The sequence below is a fragment of the Velocimicrobium porci genome, from assembly GCF_009696045.1.
GTDB lineage: Bacteria > Bacillota > Clostridia > Lachnospirales > Lachnospiraceae > Velocimicrobium > Velocimicrobium porci.
In genome coordinates this window covers 85,186-108,937 of the sequence record NZ_VUMT01000003.1, presented here as the reverse complement: position 1 = coordinate 108,937, position 23,752 = coordinate 85,186, and the positions used below count along the sequence as shown (strand labels likewise).

General features: G+C 34.5%; 24 protein-coding genes and 2 pseudogenes. 21 read left to right on the top strand and 5 right to left on the bottom strand.

Features of this window, described 5'->3' with window-relative positions:
- Positions 1–561 precede the first annotated feature (561 nt).
- Positions 562–1,263: an N-acetylmuramoyl-L-alanine amidase CwlD gene (gene cwlD, locus FYJ58_RS03230; protein ID WP_154517142.1), complete on the bottom strand. Its 702-nt coding sequence runs from the start codon at positions 1,261–1,263 to the stop codon at positions 562–564.
- A gap of 179 nt (positions 1,264–1,442) precedes the next feature.
- Here cwlD and FYJ58_RS03225 point away from each other — a divergent pair, with 179 nt between their 5' ends.
- A complete protein-coding gene (locus tag FYJ58_RS03225; RefSeq protein ID WP_154517396.1) occupies positions 1,443–2,498 on the top strand; it encodes an L-threonylcarbamoyladenylate synthase in 1,056 nt (351 codons plus the stop codon).
- 12 nt (positions 2,499–2,510) lie between these two features.
- The gene (locus FYJ58_RS03220; RefSeq protein WP_154517139.1) at positions 2,511–2,999 is read left to right on the top strand and encodes a low molecular weight protein arginine phosphatase; all 489 of its coding nucleotides are present in this window, start codon (positions 2,511–2,513) and stop codon (positions 2,997–2,999) included.
- A gap of 199 nt (positions 3,000–3,198) precedes the next feature.
- Here FYJ58_RS03220 and FYJ58_RS03215 read toward each other — a convergent pair whose 3' ends face one another.
- On the bottom strand, positions 3,199–3,681 hold the full coding sequence (locus tag FYJ58_RS03215) for a DUF402 domain-containing protein (protein WP_154517136.1): 483 nt from the start codon (positions 3,679–3,681) through the stop codon (positions 3,199–3,201).
- A 554-nt stretch (positions 3,682–4,235) separates the two neighbouring features.
- On the opposite strand from FYJ58_RS03215, the gene FYJ58_RS03210 reads away from it, so the two are divergent.
- The 11 genes from FYJ58_RS03210 (at position 4,236) to FYJ58_RS03160 (ending at position 11,945) form a co-directional block, all read left to right on the top strand.
- Positions 4,236–4,544: an AtpZ/AtpI family protein gene (locus FYJ58_RS03210; RefSeq protein WP_154517133.1), complete on the top strand. Its 309-nt coding sequence runs from the start codon at positions 4,236–4,238 to the stop codon at positions 4,542–4,544.
- A 17-nt stretch (positions 4,545–4,561) separates the two neighbouring features.
- Positions 4,562–4,963, top strand: a complete 402-nt coding sequence (locus tag FYJ58_RS03205) for an ATP synthase subunit I (RefSeq protein ID WP_154517130.1) — start codon at positions 4,562–4,564, stop codon at positions 4,961–4,963.
- Positions 4,964–4,988: 25 nt separating this feature from the next.
- Complete coding sequence (gene atpB / locus FYJ58_RS03200) at positions 4,989–5,741, top strand: F0F1 ATP synthase subunit A (protein ID WP_154517393.1); 753 nt, start codon at positions 4,989–4,991, stop codon at positions 5,739–5,741.
- A 31-nt stretch (positions 5,742–5,772) separates the two neighbouring features.
- Positions 5,773–6,036, top strand: a complete 264-nt coding sequence (atpE, locus tag FYJ58_RS03195) for an ATP synthase F0 subunit C (RefSeq protein ID WP_154517127.1) — start codon at positions 5,773–5,775, stop codon at positions 6,034–6,036.
- Between the two features lie 46 nt (positions 6,037–6,082).
- Positions 6,083–6,631, top strand: coding sequence for a F0F1 ATP synthase subunit B (atpF, locus tag FYJ58_RS03190; RefSeq protein ID WP_328597785.1), 549 nt, complete (start codon positions 6,083–6,085; stop codon positions 6,629–6,631).
- Complete coding sequence (atpH, locus tag FYJ58_RS03185; RefSeq protein ID WP_154517124.1) at positions 6,619–7,167, top strand: ATP synthase F1 subunit delta; 549 nt, start codon at positions 6,619–6,621, stop codon at positions 7,165–7,167. Before atpF ends, atpH begins: the two co-directional genes overlap by 13 nt.
- A 41-nt stretch (positions 7,168–7,208) precedes the next feature.
- Positions 7,209–8,720 (top strand): F0F1 ATP synthase subunit alpha, encoded by a 1,512-nt coding sequence (gene atpA / locus FYJ58_RS03180; RefSeq protein ID WP_154517121.1) that lies wholly within the window; start codon positions 7,209–7,211, stop codon positions 8,718–8,720.
- 14 nt (positions 8,721–8,734) lie between these two features.
- Positions 8,735–9,598 (top strand): ATP synthase F1 subunit gamma, encoded by an 864-nt coding sequence (gene atpG / locus FYJ58_RS03175; protein WP_154517118.1) that lies wholly within the window; start codon positions 8,735–8,737, stop codon positions 9,596–9,598.
- Between the two features lie 42 nt (positions 9,599–9,640).
- The gene (atpD, locus tag FYJ58_RS03170; protein ID WP_154517115.1) at positions 9,641–11,038 is read left to right on the top strand and encodes a F0F1 ATP synthase subunit beta; all 1,398 of its coding nucleotides are present in this window, start codon (positions 9,641–9,643) and stop codon (positions 11,036–11,038) included.
- Between the two features lie 11 nt (positions 11,039–11,049).
- Positions 11,050–11,463, top strand: a complete 414-nt coding sequence (gene atpC / locus FYJ58_RS03165; protein WP_154517112.1) for an ATP synthase F1 subunit epsilon — start codon at positions 11,050–11,052, stop codon at positions 11,461–11,463.
- A gap of 80 nt (positions 11,464–11,543) precedes the next feature.
- Positions 11,544–11,945 carry a YwmB family TATA-box binding protein gene (locus tag FYJ58_RS03160; protein ID WP_205839137.1) on the top strand — a complete coding sequence of 134 codons (402 nt, stop codon included), beginning with the start codon at positions 11,544–11,546 and terminating at the stop codon, positions 11,943–11,945.
- An 11-nt stretch (positions 11,946–11,956) separates the two neighbouring features.
- On the opposite strand, the gene FYJ58_RS03155 is transcribed toward FYJ58_RS03160, so the two are convergent.
- Positions 11,957–12,454, bottom strand: coding sequence for a hypothetical protein (locus tag FYJ58_RS03155; RefSeq protein WP_154517106.1), 498 nt, complete (start codon positions 12,452–12,454; stop codon positions 11,957–11,959).
- A gap of 150 nt (positions 12,455–12,604) precedes the next feature.
- Between FYJ58_RS03155 and FYJ58_RS03150 the strand changes: the two genes are divergently transcribed.
- From FYJ58_RS03150 to FYJ58_RS03120, 7 genes and pseudogenes are all read left to right on the top strand, one after another.
- The gene (locus FYJ58_RS03150) at positions 12,605–15,127 is read left to right on the top strand and encodes a cysteine peptidase family C39 domain-containing protein (RefSeq protein WP_154517103.1); all 2,523 of its coding nucleotides are present in this window, start codon (positions 12,605–12,607) and stop codon (positions 15,125–15,127) included.
- A 91-nt stretch (positions 15,128–15,218) separates the two neighbouring features.
- Complete coding sequence (locus FYJ58_RS03145) at positions 15,219–16,757, top strand: YjjI family glycine radical enzyme (RefSeq protein ID WP_154517387.1); 1,539 nt, start codon at positions 15,219–15,221, stop codon at positions 16,755–16,757.
- A gap of 1 nt (position 16,758) precedes the next feature.
- Entirely contained in the window at positions 16,759–17,604 is an 846-nt protein-coding gene (locus tag FYJ58_RS03140) for a YjjW family glycine radical enzyme activase (RefSeq protein ID WP_154517100.1), read from the top strand.
- Positions 17,605–17,886: 282 nt separating this feature from the next.
- The gene (gene glf / locus FYJ58_RS03135) at positions 17,887–19,020 is read left to right on the top strand and encodes a UDP-galactopyranose mutase (RefSeq protein WP_328597784.1); all 1,134 of its coding nucleotides are present in this window, start codon (positions 17,887–17,889) and stop codon (positions 19,018–19,020) included.
- Between the two features lie 128 nt (positions 19,021–19,148).
- Positions 19,149–19,316 (top strand): annotated as a pseudogene (locus tag FYJ58_RS15415) (helix-turn-helix domain-containing protein); the annotation flags it as partial.
- A gap of 85 nt (positions 19,317–19,401) precedes the next feature.
- A pseudogene (locus FYJ58_RS03125) lies at positions 19,402–20,583 on the top strand (RNA-guided endonuclease InsQ/TnpB family protein).
- Between the two features lie 177 nt (positions 20,584–20,760).
- A complete protein-coding gene (locus tag FYJ58_RS03120; RefSeq protein ID WP_154517097.1) occupies positions 20,761–21,777 on the top strand; it encodes a glycosyltransferase family 2 protein in 1,017 nt (338 codons plus the stop codon).
- Between the two features lie 5 nt (positions 21,778–21,782).
- Here the strand turns inward: FYJ58_RS03120 and FYJ58_RS03115 are convergent, their stop codons facing one another.
- Positions 21,783–22,451 (bottom strand): phosphatase PAP2 family protein, encoded by a 669-nt coding sequence (locus FYJ58_RS03115; RefSeq protein ID WP_154517384.1) that lies wholly within the window; start codon positions 22,449–22,451, stop codon positions 21,783–21,785.
- A 224-nt stretch (positions 22,452–22,675) separates the two neighbouring features.
- Between FYJ58_RS03115 and rpiB the strand changes: the two genes are divergently transcribed.
- The gene (rpiB, locus tag FYJ58_RS03110) at positions 22,676–23,119 is read left to right on the top strand and encodes a ribose 5-phosphate isomerase B (RefSeq protein WP_154517094.1); all 444 of its coding nucleotides are present in this window, start codon (positions 22,676–22,678) and stop codon (positions 23,117–23,119) included.
- A 183-nt stretch (positions 23,120–23,302) separates the two neighbouring features.
- Here the strand turns inward: rpiB and FYJ58_RS03105 are convergent, their stop codons facing one another.
- Complete coding sequence (locus FYJ58_RS03105) at positions 23,303–23,725, bottom strand: aspartate carbamoyltransferase regulatory subunit (protein ID WP_154517091.1); 423 nt, start codon at positions 23,723–23,725, stop codon at positions 23,303–23,305.
- Between the last annotated feature and the right edge of the window lie 27 nt (positions 23,726–23,752).

Here is a 23,752-nt window from a genome sequence, read left to right as displayed (position 1 = left end):
TTTATAAGTATATCATAATGGCAAAAAAATTACACGCTTGAATAAATTTATGTTTTGTGTAGAATTACCCAAAGGCTAAAACCTTTGGGTTTTTGCATTGTATGACGTATTTCCTGTACTTAAAAATCGTAGAGGAAAAATAACGGTATATTAAATTTACAGTTAGATTTTAGAAAATGAATGGAAGATAGAAAAATAAAAATTTAAAGTTGTCCAAAATTTTTTTGAATTTTTGGCATGTTTTTAGAAAAGCCTTCATATAATATATATGTATCACTATAAACGAGGAAAAATTAAGTTATAGCTAACAATGATTGTGAAAAATTGTAAAGCGTTATAGTAGAAAAGGAGTGTTTATATGAAGTTAAAAAAATATATTAACGCTTTAGGTGGGCTTCTTGCAACAATTACAGGTGTTGACGGAATTAAGGAACACTGTCTGGGGTAGGAGGAAAAAAATATGTGAATCATGGAAGACTGTTGCTTTGATAACTAGAAGGTTATGAAGCGACAGTTTCTTTCTTCTAAGTAACAAAAACTTGCTACTTAGAAGAAAGCAGCTCAGCTTTTATTCTCTAGATAAGAAAGAATTCCATTACAGATTCCTTTTGCCATTTTCTTTTGATAAGATTTGGTAGTTAGAAGGGTTGCTTCTTCTGGGTTTGATAAGAAGCCACATTCTACAATAACAATCGGACAGGTTGTTTTTTTAAGCATATAATAAGTATTATTTGATTTGGCAGCTCTGTGGTTGTCATCTTGTAGTTCGGTCTTTATTTGCTCTTGAATTGTTTCTGCAAGAAGTTTTCCCTCTTCTGATTGAGAATGGTAAAAGACTTGGGAACCTTTTGAACTTGCCTGTGTAAAACTGTTTTGATGAATACTGACTGCTAAGAGGGCATTACTTTCATTGATTGTTTCTACACGTCTTCGCATATCTGTTATTTTCTTATTTGAATCGCCTTCATTATAGAGTCCTTCATCTTTTGTTCGTGTCATAATCACATGATATCCTGCTTTTTCGAGTTGTTTTTTTAATATGTGAGAAATACTAAGATTAATGTCTTTTTCTAATATTGTTTCATCAATATCGACCTTTCCGGGGTCAAAGCCACCATGACCGGGATCAATTATGATTATGTTTGTATGTTCTTTTTGTGTAGGGATTGCCTGGATAAAATTGAATTTTACACCTATACAGATTAGAAAAAGAACGACAAAGGATATAGCTAACAGGTAATCAATTAATTTGCTGTTTGACATAGCATTCTCCAAAAGAAACTGTTTTTTTAGTATATGCAGAATTGGTGTGGAAATATGATAGAGTAGTTATGTTTTATGTTGTAGTTCATGCAGACAATATAGAAAATAAAAAATTGCAGTTGTTTGTCTTATATGATGCAAATTTGCAAACGATTTCTATTAGTGGTATAATCATCACCATGAATACAAAAATACAAGTAATAGATAAAGAACAAGTTAAATTAGAAGACATGAAAGAGGCTGCCCAAATTTTAAAAAATGGCGGTTTGGTTGCTTTTCCTACGGAAACTGTATATGGATTAGGAGGCGATGGATTAAGAGAGGATGCTGCTAAAAAAATTTATCAGGCAAAAGGGCGTCCATCAGACAATCCACTTATCATTCATATTGCGGATATGGATATGTTGGGAAAACTGGTTACAGAAATTCCGGAAAAAGCAAAATTACTGGCAGATAAGTTTTGGCCAGGACCTTTAACCATGATTTTTCAAAAAAGTGAAAAGGTACCACTAGGCACTACTGGTGGTTTGAATACAGTTGCAATTCGTATGCCAAATCATCCAATTGCTTTAGCATTGATTCGGGAATCGAATATCGCAATTGCGGCACCAAGTGCCAATACATCAGGAAGACCAAGTCCTACATTGGCAAAACACGTAATGGAGGATATGGATGGTAAAATTGAGATGATTATTGATGGTGGTGCTGTTGGAATAGGAATTGAATCTACGATTGTAGATATGACAAGTGAAATTCCAGTAATTCTTCGACCGGGATATATAACAAAAGCAATGTTGGAAGAGGTTGTAGGAAAAGTTGAGATTGATAAAGCAATTCTTTCTAAGAATATAGATAAGAACTTTAAACCGAAAGCACCTGGCATGAAGTACAAACATTATGCGCCCAAAGGTGATCTTACAATATATGAAGGAGATATAGAAAAGGTAGTCGATGCAATCAACAGGATTGCGGGGGAGAAAGAAAAAGAGGGAGTAAAAGTCGGAATCATAGCAACGGAAGAAACAAAAGACCGATATAAGGCAGGAAATGTTGTTGTAGTTGGATCCAGAAAGAATGAAGCTGAGATAGCACAAGGTTTGTATCGGGTATTGCGTGACTTTGATGATATGCAGGTTGAATATATTTATTCAGAAGGTTTTACATCAGGTCAATTGGGGAACGCAATTATGAATCGGCTTTTAAAGGCAGCAGGCTATCAGGTTATAACAGTTTAAAGGAGGGGTTTTATGGAAGAAAATCGAAAATACGATAAAGTGTTATTTGTTTGTACGGGAAATACTTGCAGAAGTCCTATGGCAGAGGTAATATTTAGAAATCTTTCTTATGATTTGGGCATTGAAGCTTGTTCAAGAGGAATTGTTGTTTTGTTTCCAGAACCATCCAATCCTAAAGCTGAATTAGTATTAAAAAATCATGATATGAATTTGGCAAATCATATGGCAACACAACTGACACGAGAGGATATCAGTGACAAAACATTGGTATTAACCATGACAGAAGGTCATAAAGCAAAGATTTTGGAAGAATATGGTCCATTAGAGCAAGTTTATTCCATTAAAGAATTCGCCGGTGAAGAGGGCGATGTTGTAGACCCTTATGGGGGTGATTTAATGGATTACGAAAATTGCTTTGGAGAACTTTCAAGGTTGATAAAAAAAACAGTTTTGAAATTGAATGATGAAGCAGCTTCACTTGCAGAAGAACAGAAAAATTGATATAAAAAGATCTTTGTTATTTTATACAGCTACATTTATATATTTGTTACTTATCAATACTTATCGTCTTGCACGAGAAAGAAGAAAATAAAAAATTAAATTCTTATTTTATACGCAGGGAGCTGCACACTAATTATTTAGTGTGCAACTGCTTTTTATGTTGCCCAATATCAGATATAAGTGCCCCCCTTTTTTTCAATTATAATACAAATTTTTCAATTATTTCCTGTAATTTATAAAACTGATTCGTATAAATGAGATTCAAAAGTTTATCTAAAGTCCGTAAAGCCAAGGAAACGGTTTCTTTGGTGATTTTATCCTGGTCAATGAGGTCACTGATTTCATCTAAATCGACTACTTTTACAGTACCATTTTCATAGACTAATACATCAGCAAGCAAATCTTCAAAAATATAACTATTTTCGACAGCGTTATATTGTGTTCTTATAATATCACAATACCAGTATACAAGCTGATTGTTAGAATCCAGTATTTTACTCACTTTAAAGCTTTCATTCAAAAAATAAGCGGAGTATCCGTGGCTAAAATCTTTTCTAGGTTTCAGAGTATTCCAAGAAGTAATAATAATATTTTCTGTTAGAGAAAGTATTTTATCGTCTTTTAAGTGTATCGTTTCTTCCGGATAATAACGTTTACGGTAGAGCTGAGGTTTTATATTCATAAAAATTCCTCCCTTTTGAATTAGCCAGATTGTTATTTTTCCTATTATATCATGAGAAGAAAAAAATAAAAAGGGAAAATGTAATGAAAATACACCAAATAAAATCTAAGAAAGAAAAATTTTTTCGAATATAGGATTGTAATTATGGGATTAATATAGAATATAAGTTTTTAATAGGGTATAAAAGTGGTAAAAGTAAAATGTATAATTATTCAGAAGCATAGCTGGTTCAATATTAGTTTTTTGAAAAAAGATAACAAAGAAACTTGTATCTGTGATAAAATAATAAGAAAAAATCATTTTTTGTTAAAAAAGAAATGAAATCATTCAAAAAAACAAAAGATTGTTAGCTAAATTTAATGAATAATAATATTTATTAATTTATTGATAATTTTATTAAATTTTGAGATACTTTTAATAATATTTTTTAATTATACATTGTGACTTCATAAAAATTAATTTCTTTTTTTGTATGTATAATTGTGGACATTTTACGATAAAGTGTATATAATGTTATTATTAGTACTAAAAATACAGAATTTCAGAGGTACAGCATGAAACGAGAAGATAAAAAAATCTGGCGTGCCATTATGATGATATCACAGATTGGTATTACAATGATGACACCAATCTTTTTAAGTGCTTTTATCGGCTATCAGCTGGATAAGTGGCTGAACACTCAGTATTGGTTCATTATTTTTATTGTACTAGGTGTATGTGCAGCTTTTCGCAGTGTGTATATTATAACAAAAAATTTTTATTTGAGGGATTTAAAAGAAGAAGAGGCACAACAAAAATACTTTGATGATTTAAAGAAGCAAAGGGAAACATGCTCAGATGATAATGAGCGTTATAAAGATTGAAGAGATGGGAGGATGTCATGAGGGAAGAAAAGGAAACCTTTTGGGATCTTCTTATTGGTATTGTAGGGCTATCCTTTATTATTTGCTTAATTGGAGGAGCTGCAACCAAGGGAAGTGGTGTTTTTATTGCAGGTGTATGCTATGGAGGTGTGGTAGCACTTATTCTTGCAATTCATATGTTTAAATCATTAGAAAAAACATTGGATTTAGAAGAAGATGGTGCGATTAAGCACGCTCGGAAGATGACTGCAATCCGGATGATGATTATGATTCTGGCTGTGGTTATAGCGCTATATTTATCCGACTGGTTGAATCTGGTTGGTGTTGTTTTGGGAATATTGACATTAAAAATATCAGCCTATATCCAGCCATTTATTCATAAGGGAATAACAAGCAAATTGCTTTATAAAGGAAGGTGAGAATGTGAATCAAGGAATCGCTTTAATGGCGAGGGGAATACCTGGCGGTATCAATCTCATTCGTGCAGACAGCGACGTAAGCCTGGGTGCGCAGGGATATGCGAAATACCATTTATTTGGTCAGGAGTTGTATATCACAACAACGCATATATCCATACTAATTGTTATGGCTGTGCTGATTATCTTTGCAATTTTTGCAAACCGGGCGATTAAGAATGCGGATCCTAATAAAGTACCAGGTCCATTTTTAAATTTTGTTGAAATGATAGTGGAAATGATAGATAATCTTGTTATTTCTAACATGGGAGCAAAATATGGACCAAAGTTTGCCAATTATATTGGTACATTGGGTGCATTTATTTTGGTATCCAACATTTCAGGTTTGTTTGGTCTTAGACCACCAACAGCCGATTTTGGTGTAACATTTCCGTTGGCCCTCATTACATGGGTTATGATTCAGTTTAATGGGTTTAAGCATCAGAAAATGGGCAAAATCAAAGCATTATTTGAACCATTTTTCTTATTCTTCCCAATTAACCTGATTAGTGAATTTGCAACACCAATTTCAATGTCACTACGTTTGTTTGGTAATATTTTATCAGGTACGGTTATGCTTTCCTTAGTATATGGATTAATTCCAAAAGCATTAACCCTCGTATGGCCAGCAGCGTTACACGCATATCTGGATTTATTCTCTGGAGCAATCCAGACATTCGTATTTCTTATGTTAACCATGGTATTTGTTGCAGATGCTATCGGTGACGAAGCAGCGCAATAAAAAATAACTATTTATTAAGGAGGAACATATCATGAATATAACAAATGAAGGTTTAGTTTTAGCTTGTTCAGCAATTGGTGCAGGTTTAGCAATGATCGCCGGTGTTGGTCCTGGTATTGGACAAGGTGTTGCTGCAGGACATGGTGCTGCTGCAGTAGGTCGTAACCCAGGTGCAAGAGGAACAATTATGTCTACCATGCTTTTAGGACAGGCTGTTGCCGAAACAACAGGTCTTTACGGTTTAGTTATCGCACTTATCCTGTTATTTGCTAACCCACTTATCGGTAAACTTTAATTTATCGCTGCGTTAAGACAACAAAGCGACGAAAGGAGGCCGTAAAGTGAACGTATTTTTAACAACGTCAATTGACGGCGTTGACAGACTATTTGGTCTGGACTTGCAATTGCTGGTAGACACATGCATTGAATTAATTGCTGTATTTGTATTATTCACAGCATTATCCTATTTGTTATTTAATCCAGCTAGAGAATTTTTAAAGAAAAGACAGCAGAGAATCCAAGATGAAATGGAATTTGCTGAAAAAGAAAAAACAGACGCTGTTAATTTAAAAGCAGAATATACAAAGAAAATCAGCGAGGTTAATAAAGAAGCCGAGGCTATTTTAAGTGAATCTCGTAAAAAAGCTCTTAAGAAAGAAAATGATATTGTAGGCAGTGCAAAAGAAGAAGCTGCCCGTATCGTTGACAGAGCAAACAAAGAAGTTGAACTCGAAAAGAGTAAAGTTAAAGATGAAGTAAAACAAGAAATGATTTCTCTTGCATCTTTAATGGCAGGAAAAGTTGTTGCTGCTTCTATGGATGAAAAACAGCAGGCTGAGTTAATTGAAAACACTTTAAAAGAGATGGGTGATAAGACATGGCAAAATTAGTTTCTAAAACCTATGGCGAAGCGCTGTTTAAGCTGGCAATGGAAGAGAATACATTAGATGAAGTTGCTAAAGAAGCTAGTGCGGTTTTAGATGCATTTGCTCAAAATGAGGAACTTTCGAAGCTCCTTAATCATCCTAAGATAACGAGAGAAGAAAAGGTAAGTGTAATCGAGAATATCTTTAAGGGTAATTTCTCTGATACAATTGTTGGTTTCTTAGTTATAATCGTTAATAAAGGACGTTATAACGATATGAATGAGATATTCCAGTATTTCTTAGATGAAGTCAGAGAATATAAAAATATCGGAGTAGCGTATGTAACTTCAGCAACAGAACTTAATGACCAGCAGAAGAAAGACATAGAAAGCAGACTTCTCCAAGTTACAAAATATGTACAGTTTGAGATGCATTATAATGTGGATAAAGCTCTGATTGGTGGGCTAATTATCCGTATTGGCGATAGAGTTGTGGACAGCAGTATCCGTACTAAGTTATCTATGATGGCGAAGGATTTGTCCAAAATACAACTTCAGTAATAAGGCTTTTTATTAAAGAAGAAAGAAGGTGCAAGTGAATCATGAATTTGAGACCTGAGGAAATCAGTTCTATAATCAAAGAACAGATTAAGAATTACAGCACTAAGCTGGAAGTCTCTGACGTAGGTACGGTTATTCAGGTTGCCGATGGTATCGCTCGTATCCATGGATTGGAAAATGCGATGTCTGGTGAGTTGCTAGAATTCCCAAATGAAATCTTTGGTATGGTTCTTAACCTGGAAGAGGATAACGTAGGTGCCGTACTTCTTGGTGATTCCAAAAGTATAAATGAAGGTGACACTGTTAAGACAACAGGAAGGGTAGTAGAAGTACCTGTTGGTGATGCAATGTTAGGACGTGTTGTAAATGCATTAGGACAGCCAATTGATGGAAAAGGTCCTATTGAATCTAAAAAATACCGTCAAATCGAAAGAGTTGCATCTGGTGTTATCTCCAGAAAATCAGTTGACACTCCACTTCAGACTGGTATCAAGGCGATTGACTCCATGGTTCCAATCGGAAGAGGTCAGCGTGAGTTAATTATCGGTGATAGACAGACAGGTAAAACTGCTATCGCAATTGACACAATTATTAATCAAAAAGGACAAGGCGTAAATTGTATTTACGTTGCAATTGGACAGAAAGCTTCTACTGTTGCAACAATTGTTAAGACATTAGAAGAATATGGTGCAATGGACTATACAACAGTCGTTGCTGCTACTGCCAGTGAACTTGCTCCATTACAATACATTGCTCCATACTCCGGTTGTGCAATCGGTGAAGAATGGATGGAAGCAGGAAAGGATGTACTTGTTGTATACGATGATTTAAGTAAACATGCGGTTGCATATCGTACACTTTCCTTACTTCTTCGTAGACCACCAGGTCGTGAAGCTTATCCTGGTGATGTATTCTATCTTCATTCCAGATTGTTGGAACGTGCAGCTAAGCTTTCGGATGAATTGGGCGGCGGTTCTTTAACAGCTCTTCCAATTATCGAAACACAGGCTGGTGACGTATCTGCATATATTCCAACCAATGTAATTTCTATTACAGATGGTCAGATTTATCTGGAAACAGAAATGTTTAATGCAGGTTTCCGTCCTGCTGTTAATGCGGGTCTTTCTGTATCCCGTGTAGGAGGTTCTGCACAGATTAAGGCAATGAAGAAAATCGCCGGACCAATTCGTATTGAGCTTGCTCAGTATCGTGAACTTGCAGCATTCTCACAATTTGGTTCAGACTTAGACGCTGATACAAAAGAAAAGCTTGCACAAGGTGAGCGTATTAAGGAAATTCTGAAACAACCTCAGTATCAGCCAATGCCGGTTGAATATCAGGTAATTATTATTTATGCTGCAACAAAGAAATATTTATTGGATATTGCAGTATCTGATATTTTAAGGTTTGAAAAAGAATTATTCGAATATATTGATACCAAGTATCCTGAGATTCCTAAGAGCATCCGTGAGGAGAAAGTAATCAATGAAGCAACAGAAGCAACCTTAGTCAAGGCAATTGAAGAATTCAAAAAGCAATTTGCGAATGAATAGAGAGGTGTGATACGATGGCCTCAATGAGAGATATCAAAAGGCGTAAAGGAAGTATTCAAAGCACCGGACAGATTACCAAGGCTATGAAACTGGTATCTACTGTTAAGCTTCAGAAAGCAAAAACAAATGCAGAGGAATCAAAACCATATTTTGAACATTTGTATGATGCGATTAATACGATGCTTAAGAAGTCCGGTAATATATCACATCCAATGCTGTCAGGAGGAACTTCGAAGAAGAAAGCTATCATTGTTGTTACTTCAAACAGAGGTCTTGCAGGGGGCTATAATGCCAACGTAGTAAAGCTTCTTACAAAAGGAGATATTCCAAAAGAGGACATTATCGTATATGCGGTAGGTCGAAAAGGAAAAGATACGTTAGCAAGATTAGGCTATGACATTCGGGCAGATTATTCAGAAGTCATGAATGCACCTTTGTACAGTGATGCAGCTGAAATCGGAAGAGCCGTATTAGATGCTTTCTCTAATGATGAGGTAGGCGAAATCTATATTGCGTATACAATATTTAAGAATACGGTAGTTCATATTCCAACACTTACTAAGCTTCTGCCATTTACACCGGCAGAAGAAAAAGATGGAGAGACGTCAGCGGAACAGTTGACTTTGATGAATTATGAACCTGCAGCAGAGGAAGTATTAGAGCAAATCATTCCAAAATATATTAATGGACAAATTTTTGGCGCATTAGTTGAGGCATTTGCCAGTGAAAATGGTGCCAGAATGCAGGCCATGGATAATGCTACAAATAATGCAGAGGATATGATTGCAGATTTATCATTGAAATATAATAGAGCAAGACAAAGCTCCATTACACAAGAGCTTACAGAAATTGTTGCTGGTGCTTCAGCTATCAACTAATATGTAAGACAAATTATAAATTAAAGGAGTGAGAGCATAACAATGGCAGATTTAAATATCGGAAAAATCACTCAGATTATCGGTGCGGTACTTGATATTAAATTCCAGGAAGGTCATCTTCCAGAGATTTATGAAGCAATTGATATCAAGATGAATAACGGTACTACATTAGTTGTAGAAGTTGCACAGCATCTTGGTGATGATACAGTTCGTTGTATCGCCATGGGACCAACCGATGGTCTTGTACGTGGTATGGAAGCCAAAGCCACTGGCGGACCAATCTCCGTTCCAGTTGGTGAAAATACATTGGGTCGTATGTTCAATGTACTTGGTCAGCCAATTGATAATAAACCAGCACCAAAAGGTGTTGAGCATAATCCAATTCACAGACCGGCTCCTGCATTCGAAGAACAATCTACAAATACCGAGATTCTTGAAACAGGGATCAAAGTAGTTGACCTTCTTTGTCCTTATCAAAAAGGTGGTAAAATTGGTTTGTTCGGTGGTGCCGGTGTAGGTAAGACCGTTCTTATTCAGGAATTAATCACAAACATTGCTACAGAGCATGGTGGTTATTCCGTATTCACTGGTGTAGGTGAACGTACTCGTGAGGGTAACGACTTATACTATGAAATGATTGAATCTGGTGTTATCAATAAAACAACAATGGTATTCGGACAGATGAATGAGCCACCTGGAGCCCGTATGAGAGTAGGTCTTACAGGACTTACTATGGCGGAATATTTCCGTGATAAGGGTGGTAAGGACGTATTGTTATTCATCGACAATATTTTCCGTTTCACACAGGCAGGTTCTGAGGTTTCCGCCCTTCTTGGACGTATTCCTAGTGCCGTAGGTTACCAGCCAACATTACAGACAGAAATGGGTGCTTTACAGGAACGTATTACTTCTACAAAGAATGGTTCTATTACATCTGTTCAAGCTGTATATGTACCGGCCGATGACTTAACTGACCCGGCTCCTGCTACAACATTCGCCCACTTGGATGCGACAACAGTACTTTCCCGTTCTATTGTAGAGTTAGGTATCTATCCTGCAGTAGACCCATTGGAGTCAACTTCCCGTATCTTGGATCCTCGTATTGTAGGAGAAGAGCATTATAAAGTTGCTCGTGGTGTTCAGGAAATTCTTCAAAGATATCAGGAGTTACAAGATATTATCGCAATTCTTGGTATGGATGAACTTTCTGAAGATGAGAAATTATTAGTTGCCAGAGCGAGAAAGATTCAAAGATTCCTATCTCAGCCATTCAACGTTGCAGAACAGTTTACAGGCTTAAAAGGAAAATATGTACCAATTGCAGAAACAATTCAAGGTTTCAAAGAAATATTAGAGGGTAAACATGATGATATTCCTGAAAGTTATTTCTTGAATGCAGGTAATATTGACGACGTTCTTGCAAGAGTAGAAGGCAAATAGGAGGGATTCTATTGGCAGAAAAATTATTTAATGTTCAGGTCATATGCCCAGAACGTCAATTTTTTAACGGAGATGCAGAAATGCTGGAGTTAAAAACAACCGAGGGAGAAATCGGTGTTTTAGCTGGTCATATTCCGTTGACAGCAGTAATCTCACCAGGAGTTATGCGTATTATCAATGGAGATGAAGTGAAAGAAGCAGCACTTCATGATGGATTTGTTGAAATATTAGGCGACAAAGTTGTTATTTTGGCTGAATCCTGTGAATGGCCAGATGAAATTGATGTTCATCGTGCGGAGGAAGCTAAAATTCGTGCTGAACGAAGACTTAAGAGTGGCGACGGAGAAATTGATGAGATGCGTGCAGAATTAGCATTGCGTAAATCATTGATTCGTATTGATTTGGCACAAAAATATTCAAAATAAAGTAGTTCGAATAAACCTCCATGGTTTGGTAAGAATATATACTAACAATGTATATAATAACCAGACATGGAGGTTTTATCATGTATAAAAAATTAAAATTTTATTTTGTAATTTTATCGGTTCTTTGGATAGGAGCATTTACACAGGTTATGGCAGAAGCTAAGTTCCATTATAATTCCTTTATTGATGCGTATACAGAGAAGACAACTTCTCTTTTGCAGGAAAAAGAATATAATGAGAAATTAACTTTTGCAGAAGGGAGAGAATGTGCAAAACAGTTCCTAAACCAATATCATGGTGTTCTAGTTAAGGAAGTGAAGGGAGATAATTTCTATTCCTTTTATGGATATTCGGATTTGCTTCATTCGAATGTAGTAATTGAGAACCAAAAAATTAATTTAAATATTGTTTTTACCTATAATGAGAAAGAAGGAAAAACAATTGTTAAAGTGGTAACGCCATTTCTAAACGAAGATTATTAAACGTATTTCGCTTAATAATTCGTCCATCTCTTTCGGCTGCGATGGCGTCTTCTTCGATGAAGCATTTCATTAAACAGCAGCGATTCTATTAAATCTCTCCTCCAATTGGGTCTGCCATCCGGACGATGGTCAGGTCTGGGTGGAGGACAGGTTCTGTTTGGTCCACAATGATTCCATGGCCAAGGGGAGTTGGCAATGTTGGAATTGTTAATTTCTTCTTTTGATACTTCGTCTTCGCTAGTGGCAGAAACCGTATCATAAATTTTATCAACAATTGTATTTAAATGTACGCGATCAGGATAGAGGTCAAACATACAGCTTCCATCATATTCTAGCTTATCACATTCTTCTTCTACTTCACGTTGAATCAACTGTACATCCGATGGATAAAGACTTTTTATGTAATCAACATCCTTATCGATTTCTTCTGAGTTATCATATCCGTAAAATGGATATTTTGGAATTTCTAGTTTTTCCACATTCTCGCGGAAAGAATCTGAAATATTCATAGTAGCCCCTTTCATCTTTTTTATCCTAATATATGCAGTAATAATAAAAAAGTTGATTGTTCTGAATAAAAATTTTATTTCCCAAAAAAAGAACATTGAACTTTTGAAAAAAAATGATACAATGGGAAGATAAGGATGTGAAATAGAGAAATGTATAAGCGAGTATATAAGATAATTGTATTAACCACGGTATTTATTGCGACTTTAATATTTATGAGTGAAAATATAAAAGAAGAAGAAATTAATTTAACTTCAGCTGTAAAGATGGAAGATGCATCATTTCCGTTGTTGTATATTGAGTCAGGTGGGTATGTGATTAATCGCCTGCATGGATATAGTGGAAATATAGAGGCAAATGTGATTCGTGAGTCAATGACACCAATTGATAATGATAAAACACTTCAGGTAAGAATTCAGGAAAACGAGAGTATTGTAAAAAAAATAAAATATGAAATCCGGGAATTAAAAAATAATATATTATTGGATTCCGGCTCAATTAGTGCATTAGACGAAATAGAAAATGGAAAAAGTGCAAAAATAAAGTTCGAAGCGAATTTTGTAACGGGAAAGGAATATGCGGCAAAAATAACAGTAGTTACAAATAACAGTAAAAAGATTAATTACTATACGCGAGTAAAATATTACGAAACAGATTATTACTTAGCTCAGAAAATGGATTTTATAAATAACTTTCATGAGAGTAGTTTAGATAAACAAAAGGCTCAAGCATTAGCTAAATATTTAGAAACAGATGGCACAGAGGACGGAAGTTCTTTTGCAAAAGTAACAATACATTCAAGCTTTGATATGTTTAGCTGGGGAAACTTAAACCCGACTGTAATTACTGACATTGTTCCAACAATAAAGGAATTTAATGTGGAGACAGCGGCTGTTCAGTTAGAATACTTTGTTTCTGCTAAGACCGATTCTGGAAAAGAAATTTATTCAGTTAAGGAGTTTTATCGGATTCGTTATACAGCTGACCGGATTTATCTTTTGAATTACGAGCGTACAATGGAATCAATGTTTGATATTAATCTGGCAAGTCTTGGAAAGGGAGAATTTAAAATTGGAGTTACAAATGACAAAGATATTGACATTGTAACAAGTGGTGAAAATGGAAAAGTTGCATTTGTAAGAAATGGTGAGCTTTGGTACTATAGCCTGGCTGAAAATGAAGCAGTCCGTGTATTTTCCTTTATGAGCGATAAGAATGATTATATCAGGGAAGGGTATGACCAGCACAATATTCGTATTTTGAATATGGATGACAGTGGGAATATCGATTTCACGGTTTATGGTTATATGAATCGTGGCGATTATGAAGGGAAAGTAGCCTTAATCTTTTATCGTTTTTATATAGAAACAAAACAAATCGAGGAAAAAGTATGTATTCCGCTGGAAACAAGCTATCAGATTTTAAAGGAAGATATTGAAGGTTTCAGTTATGCAAATCATAAAGACGTGTTTTATTTTACATTAAATAATACAATCTATTCCTACGATATCAATGCAAGAGAAGTGAGTACAATAGCGACTAACATAACGGAAAAGAATTTTGCGGCAATGCCTGGAAAACATGCGATTGCATGGCTTGAAGGAAAAAGCGGGGAAGAAGCTATGATAATTTATGACTTAGAAAAAGGAACTAAGAAAAAAGTCAAAGCACCCCAAGGTGAAATTATAAAAATTCTTGGAAGTTTAGATAACCATGTATTGTACGGTTATGTGAAAAAAGCGGATATTAAGGAAATGAAAGATGGAACGGTATTAGTTCCTGCTTATAAATTAGAAATTGCTGATAATGATGGAACGGTTTTGAAAGAGTATCGGCAAAAAGGTGTTTATATTACAGATGCTAAAATAAAAGATACAGTTGCCCAGTTGATTCGTATGAAGAAAAGCAAAGATGGATATAAAGTTATTTCCAGTGACAGTATTTTAAGTCAGGGAAAAGAAGATAATAATATTATTGGTCTTCGTTCAAGAGTAACAGATTTGACGAAAACAGAGTGGTATTTATTTATGCCGGAAGGGTTTGCAATGAAAAATGTTCCAAAAGTATATGATACGATGAATGCAGTATTAAAGCAGGATACAACTCTGCATCTGGACAAAGAGGAAATAGTGGGTGAAAAGTATTATATACAGGCGTATGGTTCCATAATTGGAAGTACCGATGATGTCAGTGAGGCAATTGCAATGGCAGATGAAAATGTCGGTGTTGTGATTGATGGCAAACATCAGTTGGTATGGGAACGAAGCGGTAAATATAATCATAAGACGTTGAACCAGTTAAAGGAAGTGAAAGTAACAGAATCAATTGACAGCGTTGGTGCATGTTTATCTATGATGTTACAATACAATCATATTAGTGCGGATATAAATGAACTTACCGATAACGGAAAATCAATCTATGATGTATTAAAGAAACATTTTGAATCGCCAATCAATTTAACCGGTTGTAATTTAGAAGAGATATTATATTTTGTAAGTGGTGATCGTCCGGTTATCGCAATGAAAGATAATACACATGCGGTATTAGTTATTGGCTATGATGAAACAAGTGTAACGATATTTGATCCTCAATCCGGCAAGAAAAAATTCAGTTTGTCTGCTGGAACTAAACTGTTTGAAGAGGCAGGAAATGTGTTTTTAAGTTACTGTAATTAAGATTTCATCAAAGCAAACGTCCTTTCCTTTTTAAAGAAGAAGGAGTATAATAAAACTTTAAAAAGGAGATGGTAAAGTGAAGAGAAATTTTATGAAAGAGATTTCTATGGAACGGGTAAATGAAGCAAGAAATGAAATTTTAGAAACAATCAAAAATCATCAGCTTACACATGAACAAAAGGTTTCTAAAATGGCAGTGCTTGCGGATTCATTAATGGAAGTATTGGAATATCCGGAAGGATTAAAAGAATTGATGAGTAATGACCCTGAAGAGAAAGTAATCTGTGACTTGGGTGAAGGGCATGCTCCGGTTCGACCAAGATACATTATTCCTGATTATCAGGCTTTTTTGGAGCATGGAAGTGAATTTTTAGGTCTTACGCCACCGAGGGATATATGGGAGGCAACGAATGCCTTATTGATTTTTTATAAACATGTTCCCAGTGTAACAAATTACCCGGTTTATGTTGGTAATTTGGGTGAACTGTTAGAACCATTTGTAAAAGACGAGGAAGAAGCAAAAAAAGCAATTCGTTTGTTTTTGATTCACATGGATCGAACGATTTTAGATTCATTCTGCCATGCGAATATTGGGCCAACAGAAACAAAGGCAGGACGGATTATTCTGGAATTAGAGCAGGAATTAGAACAGGCGGTTCCTAATTTAACTTTAAAATATGATAAAGATATTACTCCGGATTCTTTTGCAGAATTAGCAGCCAAGACGGCGTTAAAAAGTGCAAAGCCAAGTTTTGCTAATCATCAGATGTTTAAGAATGAGTTAGGTGACGATTATGTAATTGCCAGCTGTTATAACGGTTTAAAGCTTGGAGGAGGTTCTTATACTTTATGTCGGATGCTACTAGGAAATTTGGCAAAAAAAGCCCACAATAAAAAAGAATTTTTTGAAGATGTATTGCCACAGGCATTGGAAATTATGGCTCTTTATATGGATGAGCGAATTCGTTTTATTGTTGAAGAAAGTGGATTCTTTGAAAGCAATTTTTTGGCAAAAGAAGGATTTATAAAACGTGAGAGATTTACGGCAATGTATGGAATTGTTGGTCTTGCAGACTGCGTTAATAACTTATTGGAAAAAGAGAATATAGAAGGAAGGTTTGGTCATTCCAAGCTGGCAGATGATTTAGGTGTTGAGATTATTCAAGCAATTGATTCTTTCGTGAAAAATCATAATAATCCATATTGTGAAATAACAGGAGGACATTTTTTACTTCATGCACAGGTTGGAATTGATTCTGATGTGGACTCTACGCCGGGATGCCGGATTCCGATTGGAGAAGAGCCAGAAAATTTTGCCGAACATTTACTCCATTGCGGTAAATTTCATCCATACTTTCCTTCTGGTATTGGTGACATATTCCCAATTGAGGTAACAGTTGAAAAAAATCCTGCCTACTTGATTGATGTAGTGAAGGGAGCATTTGAAAAAGGAGTTCGTTATCTTTCGTTCTATTCAAGCAATAGCGATGTAGTTCGAATTACCGGTTACCTTGTGAAACGTTCTGAGATGGAAAAACTTAAAAATGGAGAAAATGTTTTATTAGATACAACGAAATTGGGTCTTGATTCTGTAAAGAACAGCCATGTACTGGAACGGAAGGTAAGATAATATGAAACACGTTGGTATTATCAACAAGATTATTCCGTTTAGTGCAGTTGATGGACCCGGATGCAGAACAGCGGTATTTTTTCAAGGCTGTAATTTTAACTGTCAGTATTGTCATAATCCGGAAACAATATCATTATGTAAATTATGTGGCAACTGTGTGTCCCACTGCCCTACAGGTGCAATTTACATAAAGGAACAGAAAGTTGTTTATGAGAAAGAAAAATGTGTGGAATGTGATGCCTGTTTAAAGGCTTGTCCGTATAACAGTTCTCCAAAAACAACCGTATATACACCAGGGAAATTAGTGGAAACAATTGCAGTCAATATACCATTTATACGAGGTGTAACATTTTCAGGTGGAGAATGTACCTTACAAAGGGAGTTTTTGGAAGAGGTAATTCCTCTTCTAAGTGAGAGGGGATTAAATGTATTATTAGATTCCAATGGCACGTTTTCTTTCGAACAAATATTGCCGATTCTTGAACAGATAGAAGGTGTTATGTTGGATATAAAGGCATTTTCACTTGAAGACCATATTAAAGTGACTGAAAATGAGAATCGGATTGTTTTGACAAATGCAGTGGAATTGGCAGAGAGAGAAAAGTTAAAAGAGGTAAGAACGGTTATTGTTCCGGAATTATTTGATACAAAGAAAACAGTAATTCAAACGGCGGAACTTTTACAAAATTATAATAAACAAAGTGAAATACAGTATAAATTAATTAAGTATCGTCCGATTGGTGTAAGGAAAGAAAAAGCAATATATTCAACACCGGATACTCCATATATGGAAGAATTAAAAGAAATCGTTCATTCTTTTGGATTTAAAAAAGTTACTATTACGTAAAAAAGAAAAGGAACAAAGGGAAACTCCTCTGTTCCTTTTTTTACTTTATAGGAAACTTCGTCTCCTATAAAGCAAAAACGCTTTGAGCAGAATTGCATTGCGTCGGCGAGGAATATAACCGAATTATTTGTTACAAAAATATACATATTAACGCGAATTAAGAATTTTTTAAGGAATAGGTACTGTTAACAAACAAAAATAATGTTATAATGAATATTGTCAGTGAGTAAGAGTTTTTTGATAAAAAAATAAATTATTAATAATAAGAATGGAGAGAACAACGTGTATGATGTAATTGTTATAGGCTGTGGTTTTGCCGGAGCAGTAGTGGGAAGACAGTTGGCTGAAAAAGGCAGACGAGTGTTAATTCTTGAACAAAGAAATCATATTGGTGGAAATTGTTATGACGTACAGGATGAGCATGGAATTTTGATTCATCAATATGGTCCACATATTTTCCATACAAATATGAAGCATGTTTACGATTATCTGTCCCAATTTACCAAATGGTATGATTACAGCCATGAGGTTGTAGGTAATGTAAATGGAAAAATGCTTCCGATTCCGTTTAATTTAAATACATTAGAGTTGGTTTATGGAGTAGAAAAAGCAAAAGAATTAGAGGAGCTTCTTATCAAAGAGTATGGTGAAAATGTAAAGATACCAATTTTGGAATTGAGAAAGAACCAGTCGAAAGAAATTCAGGATATTGCTCAGTTTGTTTACGAAAATGTATTTCTTAAATATACAATGAAGCAATGGGGACAAAAACCGGAGGAAATTGATCCTTCTGTATCCGGAAGAGTTCCTGTTTTTATATCGAGAGATAATCGATACTTTCAAGATACATATCAAGGTATGCCGTTAGACGGATATACAGCACTGTTTGATAATATGTTAAACCATAAAAATATTGAAGTGAGATTGAATTCACCTGCGAACGAGTTTATGACTATCGGAAATAAAGTATATGCAGATGGAAACGAATTTAAAGGAGAAGTTATTTACACAGGACCAATTGATGAATTGTTCGATTGTGAATACGGAAGACTTCCTTATCGTTCTTTACGTTTTGAATGTGAATATTATGAGAAAGAACATTATCAGACACATGGTGTAGTCAATTATACCGTGTCGGAAGATTTTACAAGAATTACGGAATATAAATATTTAACAGGACAAGTACAGAATGGAACAACCATTATGAAAGAGTATCCTTTTTCCTATAGCGGAAAACAGGGAGAAATTCCGTATTATGCAATTCTAAATGCAGAAAATGAAAAATTGTATCAGAAATATGTTGAGAAACTTGACAGACTGCCGAATGTACATTTGTTAGGACGTCTTGCAGAGTATCGCTATTATAATATTGATGCGATTGTAGACAAAGCACTTACTCTTGCGGAACAATTATAAATAAGAATAATCATAAAAGGGAGGTGGTAAACAGATAAATTAAACTTATAAAATATTATAAATATCTGTTGGATTTTATAACTTATCTTGATGGAATGAAGTATAAACATTATAAGGGGATTTTAATTATGAGCAAATACTATTCTATCAATGAATTTTCAAAGATTTTAGGAGTTTCAGCACAAACATTACGGAATTGGGACAATAACGGAAAACTTCATCCACATCATATTTCTAGCAATGGATATAGATATTATTCACACGAACAATTGAATCAAGTGATGAATATAAAACCGAATCTCGATAGAATTACCATTGGCTCTGGAATCAATTATAAGAAAAAAGGATTAAAAGAACTGATAGAAGAAGGTGGTGAAGACAATGACAAAAACAATTCGAGTAATGCTGATTCCAAATAATAAACAAAAAACTAAATTATTCCAATATGCTAATACTGCCAGATTTGCTTATAACTGGGCTTTGAGTAGAGAGCAAGAGAATTATAAGAATGGTGGAAAGTTTATATCGGATGGAGATTTACGAAAAGAATTTACGAAATTAAAGAAGACAGAAGAATATGCTTGGTTGAACAATATTTCAAATAATGTTACAAAGCAGGCAATAAAAGATGCTTGCGAAGCGTATAAAGCTTTCTTTAAAGGAGATACGAAGTTCCCACGATTTAAAAGCAGAAAACGTTCTGTTCCTAAATTTTATCAGGATAATGTAAAAATCCAATTTACAGACACTCATGTAAAAGTAGAAGGATTCGTTGCTTCGAAAAAGAAAAACAAACAGAAATTAAATTGGATCAGGCTTGCAGAACATGGTCGTATTCCTATTGCAAACGTAAAGTACATGAATCCTCGTATAAAATATGACGGATTAAATTGGTGGATTACAATTGGAATGGAATACGAAGACAGTTCTGCCCTTCCATCAAACGAAGGAATTGGAATTGATTTAGGAATAAAAGATTTAGCAATCTGTTCGAATGGGCATAAATATCAGAATATAAATAAAACTCAAAAAGTAAAGAAATTAGAGAAAAGAAAACGTAGGTTACAGCGTTCCATATCAAGAAGATATGAGAAAAATAAGAAAGGAGAAAATTACTGTAAAACAAGTAACCTTATAAAAAGTGAACAAGAACTTTTAAAGTTAAATCACAGACTAACCAATCTTCGTCAAAACTATTTACATCAGACAACATCTGAAATCATAAAATGAGAACCAAGTTTTATTTGTATGGAAGATTTGAATGTAAAAGGAATAATGAAGAATAGACATTTATCTAAGGCAGTTCAACAACAATGTTTTGGAGAATTTAGACGACAGATAGAATATAAATCCGCATGGAACAATATTCCAGTTATTATTGCAGATAGATTCTTTCCAAGTTCTAAACTATGTAGTTGTTGCGGAAATATCAAGAAAGATTTAAAGTTATCAGACCGTATTTACAAATGTGAATGTGGAAACGTGATAGATAGAGATTACCAAGCTTCTTTGAATCTAAAAAGATATGGAGAAACGACGTTAGAACAACAATCTGTATCATAACACGTTCAAGTTAATGCAGATATGTACTGGTACGTTAGTCAGGAATTTACGCCTATGGAGTGTACAAGAACTTGTGAGTAGTATCTGGATTTATTCAGTGCAAAAGCATACACATTGAAGTAGGAATGAAACATAAAAGTTTATAACTTTTTATAAGTTTTCAGTAACGGAAATGAGATGAAATTATTAACAATTGCAATTCCCTGTTATAATTCTCAGGAATATATGAGTCATGCGATTGAAAGTCTTTTACCGGGAGGAGAAGACGTAGAGATATTAATTGTAAATGATGGGTCAAAAGATAATACGGCTAAAATAGCCGATGAATATGCTGCAAAATATCCAACGATTGTTCGTGCAATTCATCAGGAAAATGGAGGGCATGGAGAGGCAGTTAATACAGGACTTAGAAATGCAACCGGGTTATATTATAAGGTTGTTGACAGTGATGATTGGGTTCAGGAGGAAGCACTTCACAAAATACTTGACGTGTTAAGGGAAATGGTTGAGAATGCACAAAGTTTGGATATGTTAATTGCAAATTATGTGTATGAAAAACCATCTGTAAATAAACAAAAAGTAATCGATTATCGTACTGCAATGCCTCAGAACCGTGTTTTTGGATGGTCTGATATTATGCACTTTAAGACAAGTCAGAATATATTAATGCATTCTGTTATCTATCGGACAAAATTGTTAAAGGATTGTGGATTAGAACTGCCAAAGCATACATTTTATGTGGATAACATTTTTGTATATCAGCCATTGCCATTTGTGAAAACGATGTATTATCTTAATGTTGATTTTTACCGGTATTTTATCGGAAGGGATGACCAGTCGGTAAATGAAAAGGTTATGATTGGAAGAATTGATCAACAGATAAAAATAACAAAAATTATGATAGAAGCACATGATTTGGATAAGCTAAAAGAGAAGAAGTTAAGAAATTATATGGCAAAATATCTTGCTATGATGATGACCGTCAGCTCGGTATTTTTAATTAAAGAGGGAAGCGAAGAAAGTTTAGCGAAAAAAGAGGAGCTTTGGGAATTTTTGAAAAAGAGCAATAAACAGCTTTATAAGGCAGTTAAGCGCTGTGTACTTGGTCGTTCTATGCAGTTAAAAGGAAAAGCCGGTAATAAGATTATCGTCTTAGGTTACCAGCTTTCCAGAAAAATATATGGATTTGGTTGATTCAATTAGTAGACAACACTCTCATCTTTCTTGGCACGATAACGTGCGAGAAGATGGGAGTAATTTATTTTGTACACTACAATATACATAACAGAACTTAAAAGAATTGCACAAATTCCGTCAAAAACAGAGTGCTGTTTTAAAAATACGGTTGAAAGGCAGATTAATATTGCTGTAATCAAAGAGCCATATCGTATAATTGCGTTTTTCCTTAGTTTTTCACTCTGCAAAACTGAAATATGTACACCTATTGTATTATACACGTGTATGCTTGGACAAATATTTGTCGGAGTGTCAATCGAATAAATGTATTGGACAAGATGAGTTGCAATGTTGTCGTGTGTAAATGTAGTTGGCCGCAGATTCTGACTGCTTGGCCATATAGTATAGATAAGCAGACAAATACTCATTCCAATAAATAAAAATGCGGTGCATTTATAATAGTCTTCTTTTGATGTAAAAAAGAAATATAAAACAGCGGCGGTTACATAGGCAAACCATATCATATATGGAATAATAAACCATTCATTAAATGGAATTTTATCATCCAATGTAATGTGGATTGTTTTAGAAATAATATTCGTCCGGTTTTCTAAGTAGAAAAACCAAATTAAATAAAAAATCATGTAAAACAGCACCCAGCCATGTTTATATTTCTGAAGAAATTCCCTCATTGTATCATCCTCTCTCATATTGGCAGTTTGTTTCCTTTGGTTTGCAAGAATTATATCATAGGAAAAAGATGGGGGCAATGGGATAGGGGGAGATTTAAGAAATTGTTAATAAGATAATGTATGAGAAAATATGTGTTGTTGACTTTTTTTCAGGTTTTTGCAATAATGAATAATAGAGTGTTTTATACTTAACGAATTTAATTTTGAGAGAAGGAGCATATTTTATGAAAATAGCAATTGGAAATGATCATGCTGCTGTGGAAATGAAACAGCAGATTGTAGAATATTTAGAGTCAAAAGGTCATGAAGTAATTAACTTTGGAACAGATACAAATGAAAGAGTAGAATATCCTGTTTATGGGGAAAAAGTTGGAAGAGCTGTTGTGAGTGGTGAGGCAGACTGCGGTATTGCAATTTGTGGAACTGGTGTTGGAATTTCACTGGCAGCTAATAAAGTAAAAGGAGTTCGTGCTGTAGTTTGCAGTGAGCCTTATTCTGCTAAGCTTTCAAAACAACACAATAATACAAACGTTTTAGCATTTGGGGCAAGAGTAATTGGAATTGAACTTGCTAAGATGATTGTTGACGAATGGCTGAATGCTGAATTTGAAGGTGGACGACATGCGGAACGTGTTAATATGATTAAAGAGATTGAAGAAAGACAATAAATTAGTGAATATATTCAAGATTTGGTCTGTATAATTAATGTATATTCGAATGAATACTATAGAGAGTTTCTTCTATATATAGTGTAGGTGTGATACGATGCCGTATCACACCTATTTTAAATTGTTTCTATTTTAAAAAGTTTTTTATAAATATATAGCATATTTTGGGTAGAAAATTTACAATTATTTTCCGGCTTTTTGGTCACAATATAAACAGCGGTAGACACCATTTTCTTTATCAACCAATTTGAAGACATGGTCGAGTTCCTGCTCAATTGAAGTGATACATCTTGGATTTTTGCATTTTGCAACATTTACAATTTTTTCTGGCAGTTCAAGACGTTTCTTTTCCACCGTTTTATTGTCTTCGATAATGTTTACAGTAATATTTGGATCTATGTATCCTAAAACATCTAAATTGATATCAATGTTATCATTTATTTTGATAATATCTTTTGCTCCTAATTTGTTGCTTTTTACATTTTTGATAATGGCAACACTACAATCAAGATTATCAAGATTAAGATATTTATATATTTGCATTGCTTTTCCAGCCTTAATATGATCTAACACGATTCCTTTTTCGATACTGTCAACTTTTAACATGTGCTTCCTCCTATTGCTTTTCTTATT